Origin of the sequence: Marinobacterium sp. MBR-109, from assembly GCF_040547565.1 — a bacterium.
In the GTDB taxonomy this organism is placed as follows: domain Bacteria; phylum Pseudomonadota; class Gammaproteobacteria; order Pseudomonadales; family Balneatricaceae; genus Marinobacterium.
Genome location: NZ_JBEPPZ010000014.1, coordinates 83,353 through 102,875, shown reverse-complemented (window position 1 = coordinate 102,875; position 19,523 = coordinate 83,353). Strand labels below are relative to the sequence as shown.

Sequence of the window (19,523 nt, the reverse complement as noted above, 5' to 3'; positions counted from 1 at the left end):
AGTGTCGTTGAATCCAGAGCGGAAAGTGGTCACTGAGACAGTGCGAATGGCTGCATAAAAATCAGACAGGGCGACAGATACCTTGACAGTTACCGAGAACAAGCGCCGCCCTGCTCAACAAAGGTATTGGGCGGATAGTTTCCAAGTACAAATCAACATCACCACCTCGTCCTGCATCGTCCAGACGAGAGCCGTAAACCCCGACGAAAAGAACAGTATCACCCAGCGCCCGAGTGATACTGTTCAGTATTGTGTTGATTTGCTCAGTGGATAAACGCATGGCTACTCCAAACAGGCGACAAGTCGTCAATCATTCAATGCAATACCTCTTCCGGGCTGTTGGCCGTGAGGATGCGTTCTGACCACTCCAGCAGCAGTTCCTCATCCGCTTGATTGATGCGCTGGCGAATTTCGACCGATACAGTACCGAACTTTCGCTCCATCTGGCGCAGCAGTACTCGGGCCTCGCCCTGCTGCATACCTTCCTGGCGGCCTTTTTCCAAATGACGTTCTGCGAAGCTGCTCATTTTCTTTACATTCTCAGAATCGGCAACAATGCTACTGTGCCTTGTTGGGGTAATCAGCCTGGCTCCAGAAGGCTCGTTTGCGCCAGTGTTTTTGCTGCAACTGACCTATGTACTGCTGAGCATCGCCATGCTCGCCATAGTTTGGATGCTGTTTATCCAGTTGCAACAACCGCCGAAAATAACGCGCAGCATGCCCATAGGCCTTGCTGCGGCCGCTATCGAGAATATCGCTTAACAGCGCACGGTAGCAAAGTATCGCCGCCAGCCACTCATGGCTCTGCTCCAAACAAGCGGCCCAGTTGGTCAAGTCGGCATAAAACACCTGGTCAAGCGGCTTCTCAGCGCGAGAAATATATTTGGCTGCTGCAGAGATTTCATCGATCGTTAGCAGGGATTCAACCGCCATCACCAAGTCGTCGCTTCGCTGAGCAAGCGCCACAATTGCGGGGCGCTGTTCCGCCTTTTCAGCGGTATTAGCCAGCTCCCAGTAATCTTTCAGGCAATGGGTATAGGCCTGCTCCATAAACGCATTGAGCAAATTTGCCTTGAGACCCTCCGTATCACCCTGCAATCGAAACAGCTCGTTATTGAGCCGGGTGTGCTCAACAGGATGCCCATGCCATACCTCTTGTGCCAGCCAATATCGAGCTCGATCATAATCCTGAATCGATAGCGCGAAACGTACAATCGCAGCCATCTGCAGGTAGTTGGGCGCAGGGCTTCTGATCAGTGTCGACTTTTCATACAGCGCCATATCACTTAATGCATGGGCTACCGATGCCAGACCGATACAGGCGTGAGCCGCCTTTTGGTTGTAGCTTCCCGGTTGATCGGATTCTGGCTGCACCTGCAACGCTTTACGTGCATCATTTTCAAAGCGCCAGGCCAGCTGCCTCAGCTCCTGTTCAGTCAGCAACATGGCACTTTTGGGGATAAGCTCATCGAAGACGCCGTAGTCATTGTGGTCAAAGTAATACAACACACGTTCGACCCAATCGGTGGCACCCACGGGCTCATACTCTCTCACCTTTTCCGCAAGCTCCAGCCAAAGCTCAACCACCTGCATAAACAACATGCCGATATCACCGCCGGAATCGTCCACCCGCTCGAAGAGCTGATCGACCAACGACATGAAGTACTCAACCAGACTCAGCGCGGCTGCAGGATTTTGAGGCGACACCCGGTCGCAGGCAGTGAACAGAACACGCTCCAGACGAGCCGCAAAATCGCCTGCATGGCGATAATCGATGAAATCAACCCCGTTGATAATTGCACCCAAATCCTGCCTGAGTGATGCCACAACACCATCGCTGCCGGCAGCGTCGCCGGTAAGCAGAAATGCATGGATAACCGCATCAATATCTTCACTGGCACCGTACAATCGCTCGATCAGTTGAATTAGATCTGCTTTCGAGCATTTCTTGAGTTGTGGTTTCAGATTCATCAACAGGCTTGTTCCTCTTCTTGCAGAAGGTCAACGGGTAATCCCAGTTGCTTCCATTCAATGCAGCACTTCCTCAGGGCTGTTAGCAGTCAGGATCCGCTCTGACCACTCCAGCAGCAGTTCCTCATCCGCCTGATTGATGCGCTGGCGAATCTCGACCGATACAGTACCGAACTTTCGCTCCATCTGGCGCAGCAGTACTCGGGCCTCGCCCTGCTGCATACCTTGCTGCATGCCTTCCTGGCGGCCTTTTTCCAAATGACGTTCCGCGAAGCTGCTCATTTTTTTCACATCCTCCGAATATTGCTCACAGTAACGCTCCAGCTCATCGGGGGCCAGGGCGGTGTAGATGTCGATAAAGTCGATGTATTTGATCTGTTTTTCCGGGTCGGGTTCAAGCTCAAACAGGCCGCGCATGGCGTGGGCGTAGTGCATATTGGGTAAGTTTAGCCGTGCGGTGAGGTTCTGGCTATCGCGGTACTGTTGCCAGTCCAGCCTTGGAAGATGACAGGCCAGATAGCGGAAGCTCAGATAAGTGTGGCGATCGCCGCCCAGTTCCAGTCGATCAGGTACTGCGCCATCACGCAGGAAGACCACCACCGGCACCACCCGCTCGGTGTTGAACATTTCGGCTAAGTGGAAACGGGGTAGAACCCAAATGCGTGCTGAGGCGTTAATCATGGTGGCTTCGTCAGCCGCAAAGATTTCCAGCGCCTCGCGGAGGTAATCAAGAATCAAATTCTTGAAATTCTGGTCATGGCTCATCACAACTCCTTTTGTGAGTGCCGTAAAAAAGCCGAACGTGCTGGTTCGGCTTTTTTAAATGAAAATCAAATTTTGCTCTGACCCTTTATAAATAAAGGCTTATTCAACAGCGGTGGTGTTGTGCTCTTCTGCAGGAATCTGTGACCAGCCTTCAGCGATCTCAGCAATCAGACCAGACACTTCCTTGACCTTGGCAACATCGTTGTTGCGATTGGCTTCCATTAGAGTACGCAGCATGTAGTCGTACAGGCCATCCAGGTTTTCAGCGACTTCGCCGCCTTTTTCGAGGTCGAGCGAGCCTTTGAGGTTAACGATGATTTCACAGGCCTTGTTCAGCTGAGTTGTGCGCAGCTGGATATCCTTGCGCTCAATCGCTCCGTTCGCTTTCGCCAGCGCCTCAAGTGTGCCACGGAACAGCATACTGATCAGCTGGTGGGGGGTGGCAGAGGCTACCGCCGCATTCAAATCAACGCTTTTATACTGACTCAGGGCCTTGTTGTTCATTCAGTCGCTCTACTCTGTCGGAAAACGGATTGGCTGCACTTTACTTCTGGGCTGTAAACGGCAGTCGGTCAAGGATACCATCGAGCGAGTTTCCGGTGGTATTCAGACTGCTGATGATACGCTCCATTGCCAAAAACTGAGCGCTTATACGGGTCTCATACTGCTCCATGCGGCGATCGAGATCTTCACGGTCAGTGGAAACCTTATCCAGCTGCTTGTCGATATTTTCTTCCCGGGTGGCAATAGCGCCATCCCGGGCAAGGAACTGATCTATCAAATTGGTCAGCTGCCCGCCCATGCCGCGTGAGAAGCCGATAGTGAATTCACCCTCGGCAGCAGCCCCCGGCCTTATGGACAGGTTCAGGCCATAGGCATCAGATCCAAGCTCGGGCAGTAATACATTACCGGCACCAAAAGCAGCCACGCCATTGATTGTACCTTTAACATCACGGCCAGCCGTGGCCGTCAACGTTGAGCCTGCACCAAGTCCTAGATCATCCATTGCAGCACTTTGCTCGCTCAGGCTAACCTTTGATGCAGCCCCATACTCACGTGAAGTAAAGGTGAACTGGCCAGTGTCGGCATCGAAACCGACATCCACCTTGGCATTAACCGCCTTGAGCTTCTCATCACCATTAATCAGTGACTGCAGCTCAGAGCGTAATGACTCTGCATCTGCGTACACTCCATTCAGTGTAATTTCATTACTGCGAGTACCATCAATGCTGATTTTGAAGGCGTAACCACCGCCACTGGTATCGAGCGGATTATCAAAGAGGGTCCCAACGCTGCTGCCAGCCAGTGAGCCCTTGGCCGGGTCCTGCGTAATCTCGACCTGGTAGCTGCCAGGCACCGTATTACCGATGCGCGTCCCCATACCCACGTCAACGAAACTGTTGCTGGAAGAGGCCTTCTGCGCGAAGAGATCACCGACCAGATCAAAGTTACCGCTCATGGCCGAGCTGAACTCTTTCTCGTTAATGGAAAGGGATCCATCCAACTGAGTACGTATGCCCAAATTCGTCAAGGCTGTAAAGCCGGACTCAACACCATTAACTTCAGTACCCACCATACCGCGCAGCTGACTGATCAGAGCTTTGGCGGTACCATCAGTGGCCAGGTCACCGCGGACGGTATTGTTGTCTTCGTCCTTGCTGTAACCAGTCAGATTCTTCGCGGTGGTCAGGAAGCTGTTATAGGCTTCGACAAAATCACGGATGGACTGTTCAGCCACAGCCTTATCGGCATCGACCGAGAAGTTGACCACTTCCCCGTTACTGGGCTTGTTGATTGTGAAGTCAAAGCCTTCGATGACATCGTCAATGGTATTGGTGTCACGACGCACCTCAAGGCCATTGATTTTGAGCACAGCATCACTGGCGGCCTGCGTTTGCAAGGCTCCGGTGCCGGCAATGGCCGCAGCCTGATTGTACTCAAAACCTTCCAGACCGGTTGCCCCGTCTGATGCGGAGATCTGCATGGCATTACCGGCGCCAGAAGGAGCACTCAGCAGAAGCTGATACTGGCCATCCACTTTCATGACACTGGCCTGAACACCACTGTCACCCTTGTTGATTTTGTCTGCCAGCGTTTGCAGTGAGTCCGATGCATCAACCGTAATATTCAATGCAGCACGGGCATCGTTGACCTGAAACTGGTCCGGGTCATTGCCTGAATAGCTCCATTCGCCAAACTGAATACTCAGCTCACCCGTGGCCCCCAGCGGTGACTTCGGGTCGGCGCTGTTACCCATCACCAGAGACTGAGCCTTGGCCACATTCATTACTTCGATCTGATAGCTACCGGTTTGCGCGCCTGCCGCCAGGGAGTTGGGCGTAATAACGCCGGTTTCAGGGAAGGCAACCGAGCGCGCGTTAAAGGTGTCACTGTTACCCAGAGGTGCCAGCACCCCTTGAAAATCAGAGAGCGCGCTTTTGAGTGTGCCGTACGCTGAAATCTCAGCTTCGAGCTTTTCCTGCCGAACATCAAGACGCTGTTCTTTGGGGGCACGTTCGATCTGAGTCAGCTGGGATACCAGGCTGGTGGTATCGATCCCTGAACCACCGCCGAGTGAAGAGATAATATTAGACATGGGGGCCTCCCTGGGTTGCGCTTAGGCGGTACAGTGTAGCAGAGACTTGAGTGTGCTTTCAGGCCCTCTCGTCAAAGATCAGGCCAACCATACCTTCAAGAAATTCAGAGAATTTCAGGGTTTCTTCAGTGGGTATCTGGCGCACCACTTCTTCGGTTTCCAGATCCATTACCTTGACCACCACTCTGTCGGCGGTGTCATCAACGGAAAACCTGAGCGAGCGGTTACCACTCTGCATCAGCTCGTTCATCTTTTCGACAGCTGCCTGCAGCTTTTCAGGTGATACCTCAGGCTTTTCAGCCTGCTGAGCCTGCTGCACAGTATTCGTCGCTGCATTCACCGTTGGCACGGGTGCAGCCGTATTGGCTGAAGCGGAGTCAGGCAACTGACGGGAAGATGCGCTTGACTGTTGTGACGGGGCATTTGCATTAATGCCGGAGGTTTCGATATTCATTACCCTTACCTCTTGTTCAAAAAGGCCGCCCCGGCGGGGCAGCCTTACTCATTAAGGATAGACCCTAATGCTTACTGCAGCAGTGAGAGTACCTGCTGCGGTGCCGCGTTGGCCTGGGCCAGCATTGCGGTACCGGCCTGCTGCAGCACCTGAGCACGGCTCAGGTTTGCAGATTCCTTGGCGAAGTCGGCATCTTCTACCCGTGAACGTGCAGCGGACACGTTCTCGGAGATGCTGGACAGGTTGTTGATGGTGAAGTCCAGACGGTTGCTTACCGCACCGAGGTCACCACGAGTTGAGTTGATGGTATCCAGCGCGTTATCAATGATACTGATCGCCTTCTGAGCGCCCGCTACAGTAGAGATGTCTATACTGTTGACTGCTGCGCCGAATTTGCCATCACCAGCAGAATTGGACTCCAGCAGACCAATATCAGCGGCTGTAGCGTTTGCACCCAGTTCGATGCTTATTGGACTACCGTTATCAGATTTCAGCTGAATACCACCATTAACAACATCGCCATCCGCTGCAGCAGCCCCGGCAGTACCTGTAGACTCATCTAAACTACTCTGCAAAACGGCAACGTTAGTACCATCACCTAACGCATCAGCTACTGCACCTCCACCATCGGCGAAAGTAATTGAGGAAACGTTACCTTCCAAAACCAACTTAGTGCCGAGTACTTGTGCAGTAATACCTGTCGAGTCAGTTTGACCATTAATTGCAGTTGCTACATCATCGAGGGTACCTGCAGCAGTAGTGATCTCTGTGCCATTAAGGTTAAATGCACCACCTGTAAGAGAAGACACGTCTACTGCAGAGAAATCAAGCGTTGCTGCAGCAAATGTTGAGGCTGTCACACCTGTTTCAGTAGAAACATCGTTAATTGCGTTAATTTTGCCCTGCAAGCTATCAGTGTTATCTGCAGATATCTGTACACCATTAATTGTCACATCACCCACACCCCAAGCGTTTGTTGGGGTTGCAATACCGACACCCTCCACGACACCTGGTTTATTACTTTCACGGAAACCAAGCGCATTAAGTTGCTCAAGAGTACCGGTAGAGCCTCGCTCTACAGTAATTTCTTCACCATTGTCTGACGTCAGGACCAGCTGACCACTAGCATTTGCGATCGTACCTAAGCCTGTACCAGCAGCCCCATCGGTAAATGTAATAGCCGAGGCATCCATTGCAGTGATTGAAATTTCACCATCATCATTCAGATTCGCAGTGACCAACCCTTGTCCTTGACTGTTAATTTTATCAACAACTTCCTTCAAGGATTCAGTATCTGTTATTTCAAGCGATGTGGTTGTACCATCAATTTTAGTTACATCAATTGTCAGGCTGTTAGCGGTTCCATCGAAGACCCCATCACCCACATCGGTTGCTGTTGCAACTGCCATCATTGAAGCAGAAACACCTGACACATTATTGTTAATCGCATCAATAACCTGCTGGGCACCATCTGCATCCGTACCATCAATGGCTGTATCTCCCAGAGCAACGATGGACTGTCCATTAATCAATACATCGTTATAACCCAAGTCTGCAGCACCAGTCAGATCAGCCAAAGTTGTTTCTGCGCTCAGCATATCAACACTGGTAGACCCCATACCCAAAGTTTTGGCATCCATTGCCTGGATCTGGAAGCTGATGGTTTCGTTGGCTTCAGAGCCCACCTGCAAAGATGTTTTACCCAGCGAGCCGTCCAGAATTTTCTGGCCGTTGAATGAGGTGGTTTCAGAGATACGGTTCAGCTCAGCAGTCAGCTGCTTCACCTCAGCGTTCAGGGTGGAGCGGTTACCTTCAGAGTAGGTTCCGTTCGCGGACTGAATGGACAGTTCACGCATACGCTGCAGGATGTTGGTGGACTCTTCCAGCGCACCTTCAGCGGTCTGGATCAGAGAGATACCATCGTTGGCGTTACGTACCGCTTGGTCCAGGCCTCGCACCTGAGAGGTCATACGGCTGGCGATCGCAAGACCGGCCGCGTCATCGGCTGCGGAGTTGATACGCTTACCGCTGGTCAGACGCTCCATAGAGGTGTTCAGTTCATTGCTGGATTTTGTCAGCTGATTCTGAGCATTCAGCGACATGATGTTTGAGTTGATTACCATTGCCATGAGTGTTTCTCCTCGATAGCGGTCTGTCTGACCGGCTGTATGCAAATCGTTGCTAAAACTGGGCGGTTGATCCGCTTGTGCTTACTTTATCGACCCACTCGGTACAAACTTTAACGCTAAATTTGTATGTGCCGCACTGGGTGCTTGTTTTGCTTTATCGGCACGTTCAGACTGGGCATTAGCATTTTTGTGAGGTAACGCGAATGGATAAAATCATGGAGCTGTCGCTGCAACTGTTACAGGCCACCGAGGCGCTGCAGCTCAGGGTTGAAGCCGGCGACCTGACCGAGGTGGAGTCACTGCAGCTTCAGCGTGCCGAACTGGTCGCCGAGCTGGATATCGAGAGTCAGAAGCCCTGGCCTCGCGATGTATTGATTGGGTGCCAAGGCCTTATTAAACAAGCTCAGCTGCTTGAGGAGAGCATACTCAAGCAGCTGAGTGTACAGCGTAAAGAGGTGGGGGAAGAGCACAACAAACTGCAGCTGAGCAAACAGGCGCGCAAGGCCTACGACCGGTTCAGCTGAGCCTTAACATTTCTGGTTTTAACGTATGTAATTGAACAGACTCAGATCCTGAATTTTGGCAAAACTGGCATAGGCAGCTTCAAGGGCAAGCTGGCGTTTGCTGAGTTCTGTCGCCGCTGCGGCATAGTCCAAATCCTGCACCGATGAGAGGGTGCCCTCAGTCATCAATTTAAAGTCGGTATTGCTCATTTCAGCATCATCCAGCGTATTAAGGCGCGAGCCGAGCGTAGCCGTGGCTTCAGACAGCCGCTCTTGGGACATGCTGATCTGATCCAAGGTTTTGGCAAAACGTTCCTGTAGCTCCGTTTGGGCCTGCGCATTACCGGCAACCGGCTCACGCATCAGCTCGATGGTATCGAGCATAGTGTTCAGTATGTTGGATGGCGGCTGAGAAAAACCAAGTTTCAGCTCTGATGTCGGCGGTGTATCCACAACGAAGGTTGCGACAGTGGAGTCGGTCACCGTTGTAAGGTCAATATCAAACGACACCGTGGGCGGACCAGCAAGATTGACTGTTTGCAGCGGTGAGGCCGAGGGAATACCCGTTACGCTTGTCAGCGTATTACCCGCCTGATCCAGCACATTGTATGCATATTCATCGCTGCCTGCGTCATAAGCCATTTCCAGCCGAATATCGCCGGTTGTCTCGCGCATCAACTGAAGGAAGTCAGGCTCGGATGAAATTGTGCCTGCGCCAACCACCGCGGCACCCTCTCCCTGAATGGCCAACGCGGACGGATCGGGAGAAACAGGCTCGGCCAAGTCCAGCACCAGCCTGGCACCGGGCAGCTCTATTTCAGGAACAGCGCCGTTAGTGAACTCGACATTCTGCAACGGGTTACCCGACGCATCCTTCGCCACGTTTCCAGCACTGTCACGCAAGGTATACGTGTTCACCGTAGCCATGGTTACACTGTCTACATACTGGTCAACTTCAACTTTGATATCACCGGTTTGCCGCATAAAAGCAGCAAAGGCGTCAGGGTCGGTAACAGTCAGGTTTTCCGGGTCAAAACTGGACTGCAAACTGCCGGTTGCCTGCAGGCTTGGCTCATCAATCACCGATTCAAACAGGAACTTGCCTGAGTCAGAGGCACGGACATACAGCTCACTGGACACCTGAATTTGCCGAGTAGTCGCATCACCCTGAAAAACATAGCGATTGCCTTGTTGTGTGTAGGTTTTAACCTGCCCCTGTGAACCCGAGAAGAGATACTCTCCTTTCGCATCACGCGTGTTCATCAAGCCCGACATATAGCCGACCAGCTCCTCAAGCTCATAGGAGATGGTTTTACGGTCAGCGTCACTCAAAGTACCGTTGGCCGCCTGCAGAACCAGCTCACGAGCCCGGTCAGATGCCGTGTTCAGATCATCTAACGTGGTTTCTTCCAGCTCAAGCCTGCGGCGGGAGGCATCGATATTGCTTTGAAACATGTCCAGCTGCGCCAGCTCACGCTTCAAACCCACCACACGACTGGCTCCTACCGGGTCTTCCGCCAGGCTGGTGAATTTTTTACCGCTGGAAAGCTTGTTCTGAATATCCAGCAAGGAGGTCTGGTTTTCCATCATGTTACGGTTGGCGCTGGTAAAAATCTGGCCGGTTGAAATACGCATGATTACCTCCGAACAGCACTGATCAGGCTGTCAAATATGGTCTGATAGGCTGAGATCAGCTGGGCTGCGGCCGAGTACGCCTGCTGGTACTTCACCAGGTTGGCGGCCTCTTCGTCCAGGTTAACGCCAGCAACGCTTTGCAGGGCGTTCTCACTGGCTGTCAGAACCGAACGGCTCGACGCGTAGGAAATATTGGCATTGCTGGCCTGGGTGCCGACTTTTGCCAGCAACTGGCCATAGGTGTCTTGATAACTGAAACCGTTGACCAGCGTTTGATTTTGCAGGTCAGACATGGCCAAGGCGTTGCTGTTATCCGAATAGCCATTGGTATTGAACTCAACGGTGAAACGATCACCTGGATTGGGCTGATTGTTAAATGTCAGCGCATAGTCATCCTGTTCGATCACGATCGGTTCACCCTCAGTGTAAACCAGATTTTCCATGCCTTCGTATATTTCCGGGCTGCCGGATGCCACATTCATGTATACAGAATATGTAACATTGCCATCGGCATCCGGGGCGTTGAATACGATCTCAAGCGGCAACTCAGCTGCACCGGTGCGCAAATTTGCACTCGAGCGTGTTGACGTGATGTTGATATCGGTCAGTTCGGCATTGCCGGTATTGGTGGAGGCAGGCTCAATCCGCAAGGGCGAGGCCAAGGCCAGCATACGCGGGTTGTTTATTTTGGTGTCCATTAGCTGGCCACCACTACGGGTCGGCTGGATCAGGTAACTGTCACCGACACCCGCCTCTCCTTTCAACGTAAAGGTCATGCCATCAAGGCTGATACTTACACTGCCGTTGGCGGTATCTTCATAAAACGTTGCACTTTGGTCCAGCTCATCTGCGCTGGTCACTTCGGTGAGATTGGAAGAGTCAAAACGCTGGCCATCACTCAGGCGGGTAATACGGAAGCTATCGATCCCCGTGACTTCAAACTTGTAATCACTGCCCGTAAGTTCCTTTACATCATAAAAGCTGACGTGTGCCGAGGTATTCAGGTTTTTGTTTTGTGCATTGGCGGTGACTTCACCACGCTGCAGGGGCTTGAACAGGTCTTCACCCATATCACCGTTGAGATCCATCCCTTTCCGGTGCTGCTCATTCATGGTTTCCGAGAACACAATCGCCAATCGCCCAACTTCATTCAGCGTCGGTTGAAGCACGTTATCTCGATAGTTGACCATGCCCCCAATGGCACCATTGCCCAATTGGTTGGTGACCTGAGAACTGATACCCGAGCCATTTGTCATATAAATATCAAGCTGAGTCGGGTCAGCGTCACTGTTACGTACATCCAAACGCGCAGCCGTATTACCCACAACCAAGGGCTGACCTGTCCCGATCATCACGTTGTAGGTAATGCCATCCTGCGAGATTACACTTGTCGTAACGTAACCCGACAAGTCTTTAACCAACAGATCACGCTTATCCTGCAACTCGTTGGTGCTCTGCCCTGCCGCATGCATAGTGCTGATCTGAACATTCAATGCCGCAATGTTTTCGGTGATCGAGTTGACCGTGTCGGTCATGCTGCGAATTTCAGTGTTGACCAGATCAGCCTGGCTGCGCAGTTTGCTGTCAAAATCATTGAATGAGTTGGCCAGCGATGAAGCCTCGGCCAGAAACAGCTCACGGTTGGCGATAAACAGTGGGTCATCCACTACCTGCTGCATGGAGGCAAAATAGCTGTCCATGGACGATGACAAGCTGGTGGAGTCCGACACCAGCATTGAATCCAGCTGAGCAATTTTTTGCGAATAGGCTTCGTTGCTTTTGAATACAGACGTATCAGCCCAGACCTGCTTGATCAGGAACTGGTCGGTCATGCGCCGAATATCCTTGACCTCTACCCCCAGAATCGGGGGCTGCTGGGTGCCCATCAGCACTGTCTGGCGAGTGTAGCCTTCGGTATTCACGTTCGCGATGTTCTGCCCGACATAGGACAGCGCGGTTTGGTTGGCATTGAGTGCCTGAACACCGATGTTAAGGATACTTGAACTCATTTCGTCTCTCCCAGGCGGAGCAACCGCACCGGCTTATCTGTATCGTATATGTATCGGCCAGTGATCAGCCTTCTTGAGTACTGCGACCCAATCCGGCCAGCAGATCACCTGTAAAAATACGCTCAATTTTGTTTGCGTACTCAGGGTCGGTAGCATACCCGGCGTTGTGCAGCTCACGTACAAAGCGGGTCGGGTCGGCACCCTGCTCCAGCGCCTGTTGATAACGCGGGTTGCTGCGCAGAAAATCAACGTAGTCGGTAAAGCTGTCGGCATAGCTGTCGTAGGCACGGAAGCGAGCCTGTTCCTTCTCGGGCACGCCGCCACGGTATTCCAGCGTTTGTACCTTTGCCGTATCACCTTCCCAACTGCTATGTGCCTTGATATTGAACAGGTTGCGACTGCTTTCCCCACTGATTGCATCACGGGTGATGAACTTGCCCCAGCCGGTTTCAAGCGCGGCCTGGGCCAGCAGCACATTGGGGTTTACACCCAGCTCCTTGCCTGCCTGTTCGGCCAGCGGCATTAACTGCTCAATGAACTCGGCCGGGGTTTCAAAACGGTTGGGCAGGGTTTCTTTCACCACTGCAGTTTCAGAGCCTGCCTTGTCCTGATCGGCCAGTTCCTGAGACACAGCTTGAGCCGTATCACTGCCTTCCTGCTCAGGTTCGCTGGTTGATGCTGCACGGTAATTCATGCCCGGTGTCTGTGGCAGCGGCCCGCCACCGAAGGCACGTGACAGCATCTGTTCAGTCATCGACTGCTGATCACCCTTCTTATCATCCTGCCCCGGCGCCACGACGGGTGCATGTTGCTGGCTCAGCTGCTTAACGATGATATCGGCCAGGCCGATGCTGTCCTTTTTCGACAGGTCCAGCGTCATCTGCTGGTCGAACATCTCCTGATAAAACTTGACGTCGCCGGAGTTGAACGGGCTGTCGGACGCCAACACATCACTGGCCTGGCGCATGCTTTTGAGCATCATGTTCATGAACAGTTGCTCGAACTCCTGCGCCACACCTTTCAATGCAGCCTGCTGGTCATTGCCAGCCTGATTTTTCAGCTTTTGCAGCTGGTTCAGGTCGGTATACAGCGCCGCCTGCGATGGGCTCATTCTGCCGCTGTCGATCGCCATATCAGATCACCACCAATTCAGCCTTGAGCGCACCGGACTGTTTGAGTGCTTCAAGGATCGCCATCAAATCACCGGGCGCTGCACCCACCTGATTGACCGCTTCAACGATGTCACTCAGGGTTGCACCCGGCGCAAACTCGAACATGCGGCCCGAGCCTTCTTCAATTTCAATCTCGGTACGTGGTGTGACCACGGTATTGCCACCACCGAGCACGTTGGGCTGAGTAACATCCAGATTTTCGGTAATGGCGACGGTCAGGCCACCATGGGTAATCGCCACCGGCGACACGCGCACGTTCTGACCGATGATGATGGTGCCGGTACGGGAGTTGATGATGACCTTGGCCGTTTCTTCACCGGGCTGGACTTCGAGGTTTTCCAGCACTGACAGAAACGAGACCCGCTGTGACGGATCACGCGGCGCACGCACACGAATGGAGGCTGCATCCAGCGCCTGTGCCATGTCTGGCCCCAGCAGGTTGTTGATCTGCTCAGCCACGCGGCGAGCGGTGGTGAAATCCGGGTGGTTCAGGTTGAACATCAGGCTGTCACCCTGTGCAAACGCGTTGGGCACCGTGCGCTCAACCGTGGCACCATTCGGAATTCGACCAACACTGGGCACGTTCAGCGACAGACGCGAGCCATCGTTGCCCATGGCGCCAAAGCCGGACACGACCAGGTTGCCCTGAGCAATGGCGTAGACATTGCCGTCGGCTCCCTTCATCGGCGCCATCAACAGACTGCCGCCACGCAGGCTTTTGGCATCGCCGATAGTGGATACCGTGATATCAATGCTCTGCCCCGGTTTGGCAAAGGGCGGCAGATCGGCATGGATCGCCACCGCCGCGATGTTCTTCGATTTCGGGTCAATATTGGGCGGAATCGCCACACCGAAATTGTTCAGCATGTTACGGAAGGTCTGCGAGGTAAAACTGGTCTTGTCACCGGTGCCGTCAAGCCCCACCACCAGACCATAACCCACCAGCTGGTTGGTGCGCACACCCGCCACGCTGGTGATATCTTTCAGCCGCTGTTGGGCGTGTGCCAGTGGCGTTGCCAACAGGGCCGGGATCAGGGTCAGCAGCAATCCAAGTCGAAGCATTTTATTCATGGCGTTCTCCTCAGAAGCACTTAAAACGGCCACAGTGGGCTGATAAAGAAACGTGCCAGCCAGCCCATGACATTAGCGTCGTGGGTGGCACCGGTACCGCTGTATGTAATGCGTGCATCAGCAAGGCGTGTAGACTCGATGCTGTTGTCCGGGCCGATATCCTGGGGCCGTACCAGACCGCTTACACGGATATATTCATCGCCCTGATTCAGCGTCAGCCACTTTTCACCGCGGACCAGCATGGCTCCATTGGGGAGCACTTGATGCACGGTAACGGTAATATTTCCATTCAGGCTGTTGCTCATATCAGAGCTACCCTCACCTTCAAAGCCGCTGTTGCTGTTCATGGTGGCACTGAGCGGATTACCCAGCACAGCCAAATCCTGACCCAACACATTGGGTGCACTGATACCAATATTGGTACTCTTGTCGGTTTCGGTTGATGAGCTTTTCGAAGACTGGGTACGTTCTGTCAATACTACCGTAATGATGTCACCCACACGACGCGCACGACCATCACCGTACAGATCCATGCCCGCGCCCGCCTGATAGATGGAACCGTTCACAGGCTTTGGCTGCTCCATCTGCGCCGGCTGGATCGGGGCGTAATAGGGATTGTCAGGCTTCGGGGCCTTGTTGACACAACCGGTCAGCAGGATCAGGCCTGCCAGTGGCAACAGTCGCAACAGGTTAGACATCTTCATTCCTCAATTTAACCGGTTATCAGAGCTGCTGGCTGACGTAAGACAGCATTTCATCGGCGGTCGAGATCACCTTGGAGTTCATCTCGTAGGCACGCTGGGTCGTGATCATATCCACCAGCTCTTCCACTGCATTCACATTGGAGCCTTCCAGCATGCCTTGCTTGATAATGCCACGCCCTTCTTCTCCGGCAACACCTACAATCGGGGCGCCGCTGGCAGCCGTTTCAAGGAACAGGTTTTGACCGATTGCTTGCAAGCCCTGAGGGTTCACAAAGTCAGCCAGTTCCAGCTGACCGAGTTCCACGGGATTAGGATCACCCGCCACGGTCACATTCACGGTGCCATCATTCCCCACCGAGAAATTGGTCACCTGCTCTGGCAAGGTAATGGCGGGCTCAATTAGATAGCCTTCAGACGTAACCAGCCGGTTTTCACCATCGAGGTGAAGTTCTCCGTTGCGAGTATAGCCAATATCGCCATTGGGCATGGCGACCTGCAAAAACCCGCGGCCATTGATTGCCACATCAAAAGTCTGATCCGTGATCTGCATATCGCCGGTGTGAAACAGCTTCTGGGTGCTGACGGTACGCACACCACTGCCCAGCTGCAGACCAGAAGGCAACATTGAATCTTCACCGGTGGCCGCACCGGGCTGGCGGCGGATTTGATACAGCAGATCCTCAAATTCCAGCCGATCTTTCTTGAAGCCAACGGTACTGACGTTGGCCAGGTTGTTGGAAATCACCTTGAGCTGAGTATCCTGTGCACTCAGACCGGTTTTAGCGACATGCAAAGCACCGTGCATGGGGCAGACTCCTTAATATCAGCTCAATGAAAGAATTTCAGACGCAGAGGTGGACATCTCTTCTGCTGTCTTCATCATTTTGACCTGCATCTCGAACTGGCGCTGCAGGCCGATCATAGCCGTCAGTTCTGAGATAGCATTTACATTACTGGCTTCGAGATAGCCCGCACGAAGCTGGGCGTTTAGCGCCTGGGGCAATGGCACATCGTTATCGGTGTGCATGAAGCCATCACGCCCCTTGAACAGTTGATCATTTTCCGGCTGTACCAGCTTTATCTGATCGACCAGTGCAATTTCGACCGCGTTTTCACCCAGCGGACGGATAGTAATGGTGCCATCATTGCCGATCGTAATGCTTTCAGCCGGCGGAATGACGATGGGGATTCCACCGGCACCGATCACCGGCAAACCACTGCCCGTCACCAATTGGTTGGCGGCATTGATCTGCAGGGAGCCGTTACGGGTGTACACTTCGTTGCCGTCTGGCCCCTGAATCGCGATCCAGCCATCACCTTCCACAGCCACATCAAGATCGCGACCCGTTTGCATCAAGGTTCCGCTGTCCATATCGGTACCGGGGCGCTCACTCATTGAGTAAACACGAGACTCGAAGCCTTCTCCCAGCACCCGCATGGCGCGGGCTTGCTCGAAATCACTCTTGAAGCCGGTGGTGGTGGCATTGGCCAGGTTGTTGGCGTGCGCCTGCTGCGCGTACATGTTCTCACGCGCGCCGGTCATGGCGACATACAGCACTTTATCCATCGTTTACTCCGGTAAAACCTTGCCGTTCAAACTGGCTTTACCTTGTATTAAGCAAACTATGTGCCATAAACGAGAAAGCCGGGCAGATAGCCCGGCTTGAGGATACGTGATGCAGCTGGTCAGATCTGCAGAATCGCCTGAGTCACCGTATTCAGCGTTTCCAGTGTCTTGGAGTTGGCCTGGAAGTTACGCTGACCTTCGATCAGCTTCACCAGCTCTTCTGACAAGTCCACGTTGGACTGCTCCAATGCAGCCGAACGCAGAGTGCCATTCAGGCCAGTGCCTGGCGGGTTAACAATGGCATTACCTGAAGAGAGGGTCGCTATCCACTCTGTGTTACCACTGGGCTGCAGACCGTCCTGGTTTTCAAAAGTCGCAACAGAGACCAGTCCAAGGTTGGCACGCTGACCGTTACTGTAGCTAGCGACCATTTCACCGGTCTCGGCAAAACTAACCCCGATCAGGTCACCTTTGGTATAGCCATCCTGCTGCTGACGCTTAACGATCGACTCAGAAGCAAACTGACTGGAGCCTGAGATATCCAACTGCAGGCCCGCCAACTGGTCTACATCAGAGTCCAGAATTTGATCCAGCGGGTTAGCAGGATCAGCTCCCAGAATGGTAAGCGTGGGTGCACGACCAGTCGAGGCAACTTCCTGACCATTAACCTTTTCAAGCACACCCGTGATCGAATTGAAGTTAATCATGACCGGACCTACTTCCGTAGGCTGGTTATCCGGACTGGTCTCACCAGGATCAAGTTCCTTTCCAAGATTCAGCTGATCCCTGTCATTCAAGAAGGCATACGAGCGATAGGCACCGATGAAGCTGTTGTCACCCACTTCAAGTACTGAAACGTCAGGAACCGTTTGGCCACTCAAAACGGTGGTCGTGAACAGATTATTTGCATCAGCACCGGATACCCCCAGGCGACCAACATCACCAGCTTCAGGCTTCCATGTAATCCTGAGCTGATCTGTTCCATCATCATATTGAACTGATTCAATATCAGGGTTTTTATCCAGAATCTGCTGTTCTTTACTGGCTATTTCCTGACCTACCTGGTCCAGAGTCTTAATTTCCCCGGCAGCAGTCGGTCGTTTAACGGTAATTTCAACTCCGGCAATCGTGACTGTGACATCCTGCGTCAGCGCACCCGCAGCATCAAAAACGCCAGCGGAGTCCAAAGTCAGAGCCTGAACCTCACTGGCACTGCGCTCGGTAATACTCCCAACCGCCTCAGTGCCATCCGCTTTGGTAACAACAAAATCGCCATACGCCACATATTCCGCCTTTACCTCGAAAGACAGATCACCCGTTGCACCAAGTCTCACTGTATTTGCATCAATGCGGGGGTCACCATCTACGTTTGACGGCACACCCGACAGTTTCTCTATGGATTCAGCTGTCAGCGCATACGGTGCGGTACCCGCATCATCAAAATAAAGCGTGTTGGGATCTTCAGCGCCCGCGCCCAAGCTGCTGGCCACATTAAGGTTAAAGCCAGAGAGGGCTGCACTCGTAAAATCAAGACCACCGGCACCGGCGTTTGCTGCCGGATCCCAGGCGGTGGCGGCATAATTGTGCTCTTCACGCACCGGGCGCTGTTCGGCAAAATAAAACCGTACGCTCTGCTCGTTACCCAAGCTATCAAACGTGCCTACAGTCGTCGAATAGGTGTAGGAAGTAGGATCCGTCTTGGAAAACGGGATATTCAGATCTTCAGCATTGGAGTTAGCGTTAATATTGAAAGAGAGCTCGACCCGCTCAGTTGCTTTGGGCGGACTTTCTTTTTCAGTCACTGACAGGTTCTGTATCGGCAACTGATTGCCCTGCGCGTCCAAACCATAACCCTGCAGGTACTTGCCATTCTTGCTGACAATGTTGCCCTGCTTATCCAACTCAAACGCACCGGCACGGGTGTAGGTGATATTCCCCTGCCCATCGTCCAGCATGAAGAAGCCGGAGCCATTAATCGCCAGGTCCAGGTTGCTGTTGGTGAACTCAATGGTACCACCGCTGAAATCCTGGGAGATATCCGTCACTGTAACACCAGAGCCCGGGGTATTGGACGAGCCCGCACCCACTACCGCTGTTGCATAAATGTCACCAAACTCGGTACGCGAGGACTTGAAGCCAACTGTACTGGCGTTGGCGATGTTGTTACCGGCCACGTCCAGCAAGGTAGATGCCGACTTGAGTCCTGTTACAGCTGTATTGAAACCTGCCATCTTCGTTACCTCACTTAACCGAGCTGTTTCACTTCACTCATATCGATAGAACCGATCGCGGTGTTAACCTTCATACCGATCCCGTTCTGTCCCAGAGTGACGCTGTTGATATTGAACCCCATATACGTGCCCACTTCTTCGTATTTACCTTCTGCACCAGAGGCTGCCTCAGCCACTATGCGATAATTGCCTGCCGGCACATTTTCGCCTGCCTGCCAAACGAAGTTATGATCGCCCGGTGGCTGCGCGCCCATACTGACGCGATCAACCAGGTTGCCGCTGCCATCATAGATTGAGATGCGGACATCGCTGGAGCTGACATCTGTGCTCACGAGCCCATCAACCAGCCCTCCCTGTTGAGGCAGCTGGGCAATGTTTGTATTCACAAACGCGCGCTGTCCAACCATGGATGAAGCCTGAAGCGCGGCCTGACTGCTGATCAGGGTGCTGCTCATTGTTTCCATGGTCTTGGAAAGATTCTGGATACTTTCGACATTGCTTAGCGTCGATATCTGCTGCATGAAGTCACTGGTATCAGCAGGACTGGACGGGTCCTGGTTTTGCAACTGTGCGATCAGCAGCTTCATGAACATTTGGCGATCTTCAGAAACAGCGTCAGTCGCCTTCGACTGCGCCTGATTTTTCTGATTGATCTGTTCAAAAGGGTTACTGCTACCGACGCCGTTTACATTGCTCATGGCGCTATCCTCTTACTG

The 19,523-nt window shown here is 53.0% G+C and carries 17 protein-coding genes; 1 reads left to right on the top strand and 16 read right to left on the bottom strand.

Annotated elements, in window-relative coordinates; genetic code table 11:
- Positions 1-314: 314 nt before the first annotated feature.
- From ABIE60_RS15245 to ABIE60_RS15215, 7 genes are all read right to left on the bottom strand, one after another.
- The gene (locus ABIE60_RS15245) at positions 315-527 is read right to left on the bottom strand and encodes a DUF4351 domain-containing protein (RefSeq protein WP_354470373.1); all 213 of its coding nucleotides are present in this window, start codon (positions 525-527) and stop codon (positions 315-317) included.
- A 31-nt stretch (positions 528-558) separates the two neighbouring features.
- Positions 559-1,971 (bottom strand): DUF6880 family protein, encoded by a 1,413-nt coding sequence (locus ABIE60_RS15240; protein ID WP_354470372.1) that lies wholly within the window; start codon positions 1,969-1,971, stop codon positions 559-561.
- Positions 1,972-2,028: 57 nt separating this feature from the next.
- Positions 2,029-2,736 (bottom strand): DUF4351 domain-containing protein, encoded by a 708-nt coding sequence (locus ABIE60_RS15235; RefSeq protein WP_354470371.1) that lies wholly within the window; start codon positions 2,734-2,736, stop codon positions 2,029-2,031.
- A 99-nt stretch (positions 2,737-2,835) separates the two neighbouring features.
- Positions 2,836-3,240, bottom strand: coding sequence for a flagellar export chaperone FliS (gene fliS / locus ABIE60_RS15230; protein ID WP_354470370.1), 405 nt, complete (start codon positions 3,238-3,240; stop codon positions 2,836-2,838).
- A gap of 40 nt (positions 3,241-3,280) precedes the next feature.
- On the bottom strand, positions 3,281-5,332 hold the full coding sequence (fliD, locus tag ABIE60_RS15225) for a flagellar filament capping protein FliD (RefSeq protein ID WP_354470369.1): 2,052 nt from the start codon (positions 5,330-5,332) through the stop codon (positions 3,281-3,283).
- Between the two features lie 58 nt (positions 5,333-5,390).
- On the bottom strand, positions 5,391-5,786 hold the full coding sequence (locus ABIE60_RS15220; RefSeq protein WP_354470368.1) for a flagellar protein FlaG: 396 nt from the start codon (positions 5,784-5,786) through the stop codon (positions 5,391-5,393).
- Positions 5,787-5,857: 71 nt separating this feature from the next.
- Positions 5,858-7,915: a flagellin N-terminal helical domain-containing protein gene (locus ABIE60_RS15215; RefSeq protein ID WP_354470367.1), complete on the bottom strand. Its 2,058-nt coding sequence runs from the start codon at positions 7,913-7,915 to the stop codon at positions 5,858-5,860.
- Positions 7,916-8,118: 203 nt separating this feature from the next.
- Here ABIE60_RS15215 and fliT point away from each other — a divergent pair, with 203 nt between their 5' ends.
- Entirely contained in the window at positions 8,119-8,439 is a 321-nt protein-coding gene (fliT, locus tag ABIE60_RS15210) for a flagellar protein FliT (protein WP_354470366.1), read from the top strand.
- An 18-nt stretch (positions 8,440-8,457) separates the two neighbouring features.
- Here the strand turns inward: fliT and flgL are convergent, their stop codons facing one another.
- The 9 genes from flgL to ABIE60_RS15165 all read right to left on the bottom strand — a co-directional run bounded on the left by flgL (position 8,458) and on the right by ABIE60_RS15165 (position 19,505).
- Positions 8,458-10,053, bottom strand: coding sequence for a flagellar hook-associated protein FlgL (gene flgL / locus ABIE60_RS15205; RefSeq protein ID WP_354470365.1), 1,596 nt, complete (start codon positions 10,051-10,053; stop codon positions 8,458-8,460).
- A gap of 2 nt (positions 10,054-10,055) precedes the next feature.
- The gene (flgK, locus tag ABIE60_RS15200) at positions 10,056-12,062 is read right to left on the bottom strand and encodes a flagellar hook-associated protein FlgK (RefSeq protein ID WP_354470364.1); all 2,007 of its coding nucleotides are present in this window, start codon (positions 12,060-12,062) and stop codon (positions 10,056-10,058) included.
- A gap of 64 nt (positions 12,063-12,126) precedes the next feature.
- Positions 12,127-13,194, bottom strand: a complete 1,068-nt coding sequence (gene flgJ / locus ABIE60_RS15195; RefSeq protein ID WP_354470363.1) for a flagellar assembly peptidoglycan hydrolase FlgJ — start codon at positions 13,192-13,194, stop codon at positions 12,127-12,129.
- A 1-nt stretch (position 13,195) separates the two neighbouring features.
- The gene (locus ABIE60_RS15190; RefSeq protein ID WP_502914976.1) at positions 13,196-14,305 is read right to left on the bottom strand and encodes a flagellar basal body P-ring protein FlgI; all 1,110 of its coding nucleotides are present in this window, start codon (positions 14,303-14,305) and stop codon (positions 13,196-13,198) included.
- Between the two features lie 20 nt (positions 14,306-14,325).
- Entirely contained in the window at positions 14,326-15,003 is a 678-nt protein-coding gene (gene flgH, locus ABIE60_RS15185; RefSeq protein ID WP_354470362.1) for a flagellar basal body L-ring protein FlgH, read from the bottom strand.
- A 25-nt stretch (positions 15,004-15,028) separates the two neighbouring features.
- A complete protein-coding gene (gene flgG, locus ABIE60_RS15180) occupies positions 15,029-15,814 on the bottom strand; it encodes a flagellar basal-body rod protein FlgG (protein ID WP_354470361.1) in 786 nt (261 codons plus the stop codon).
- An 18-nt stretch (positions 15,815-15,832) separates the two neighbouring features.
- Positions 15,833-16,576 carry a flagellar basal-body rod protein FlgF gene (flgF, locus tag ABIE60_RS15175; RefSeq protein ID WP_354470360.1) on the bottom strand — a complete coding sequence of 248 codons (744 nt, stop codon included), beginning with the start codon at positions 16,574-16,576 and terminating at the stop codon, positions 15,833-15,835.
- 119 nt (positions 16,577-16,695) lie between these two features.
- Positions 16,696-18,807, bottom strand: coding sequence for a flagellar hook-basal body complex protein (locus ABIE60_RS15170; RefSeq protein WP_354470359.1), 2,112 nt, complete (start codon positions 18,805-18,807; stop codon positions 16,696-16,698).
- A 14-nt stretch (positions 18,808-18,821) separates the two neighbouring features.
- Positions 18,822-19,505: a flagellar hook capping FlgD N-terminal domain-containing protein gene (locus tag ABIE60_RS15165; RefSeq protein WP_354470358.1), complete on the bottom strand. Its 684-nt coding sequence runs from the start codon at positions 19,503-19,505 to the stop codon at positions 18,822-18,824.
- Positions 19,506-19,523: the final 18 nt, after the last annotated feature.

Excerpts from the sequence above, each read along its gene's own strand:
- ABIE60_RS15165 (WP_354470358.1), bottom strand. The coding sequence starts at position 19,505 with ATGAGCAATGTAAACGGCGTCGGTAGCAGTAACCCTTTTGAACAGATC.
- ABIE60_RS15240 (WP_354470372.1), bottom strand. The coding sequence starts at position 1,971 with ATGAATCTGAAACCACAACTCAAGAAATGCTCGAAAGCAGATCTAATT.
- flgH (WP_354470362.1), bottom strand. The coding sequence starts at position 15,003 with ATGTCTAACCTGTTGCGACTGTTGCCACTGGCAGGCCTGATCCTGCTG.
- flgL (WP_354470365.1), bottom strand. The coding sequence starts at position 10,053 with ATGCGTATTTCAACCGGCCAGATTTTTACCAGCGCCAACCGTAACATG.
- ABIE60_RS15190 (WP_502914976.1), bottom strand. The coding sequence starts at position 14,305 with ATGAATAAAATGCTTCGACTTGGATTGCTGCTGACCCTGATCCCGGCC.
- flgK (WP_354470364.1), bottom strand. The coding sequence starts at position 12,062 with ATGAGTTCAAGTATCCTTAACATCGGTGTTCAGGCACTCAATGCCAAC.
- fliT (WP_354470366.1), top strand. The coding sequence starts at position 8,119 with ATGGATAAAATCATGGAGCTGTCGCTGCAACTGTTACAGGCCACCGAG.
- ABIE60_RS15170 (WP_354470359.1), bottom strand. The coding sequence starts at position 18,807 with ATGGCAGGTTTCAATACAGCTGTAACAGGACTCAAGTCGGCATCTACC.
- ABIE60_RS15220 (WP_354470368.1), bottom strand. The coding sequence starts at position 5,786 with ATGAATATCGAAACCTCCGGCATTAATGCAAATGCCCCGTCACAACAG.
- ABIE60_RS15245 (WP_354470373.1), bottom strand. The coding sequence starts at position 527 with ATGAGCAGCTTCGCAGAACGTCATTTGGAAAAAGGCCGCCAGGAAGGT.
- fliD (WP_354470369.1), bottom strand. The coding sequence starts at position 5,332 with ATGTCTAATATTATCTCTTCACTCGGCGGTGGTTCAGGGATCGATACC.
- flgG (WP_354470361.1), bottom strand. The coding sequence starts at position 15,814 with ATGCACGGTGCTTTGCATGTCGCTAAAACCGGTCTGAGTGCACAGGAT.
- ABIE60_RS15215 (WP_354470367.1), bottom strand. The coding sequence starts at position 7,915 with ATGGCAATGGTAATCAACTCAAACATCATGTCGCTGAATGCTCAGAAT.
- flgF (WP_354470360.1), bottom strand. The coding sequence starts at position 16,576 with ATGGATAAAGTGCTGTATGTCGCCATGACCGGCGCGCGTGAGAACATG.
- ABIE60_RS15235 (WP_354470371.1), bottom strand. The coding sequence starts at position 2,736 with ATGAGCCATGACCAGAATTTCAAGAATTTGATTCTTGATTACCTCCGC.
- fliS (WP_354470370.1), bottom strand. The coding sequence starts at position 3,240 with ATGAACAACAAGGCCCTGAGTCAGTATAAAAGCGTTGATTTGAATGCG.
- flgJ (WP_354470363.1), bottom strand. The coding sequence starts at position 13,194 with ATGGCGATCGACAGCGGCAGAATGAGCCCATCGCAGGCGGCGCTGTAT.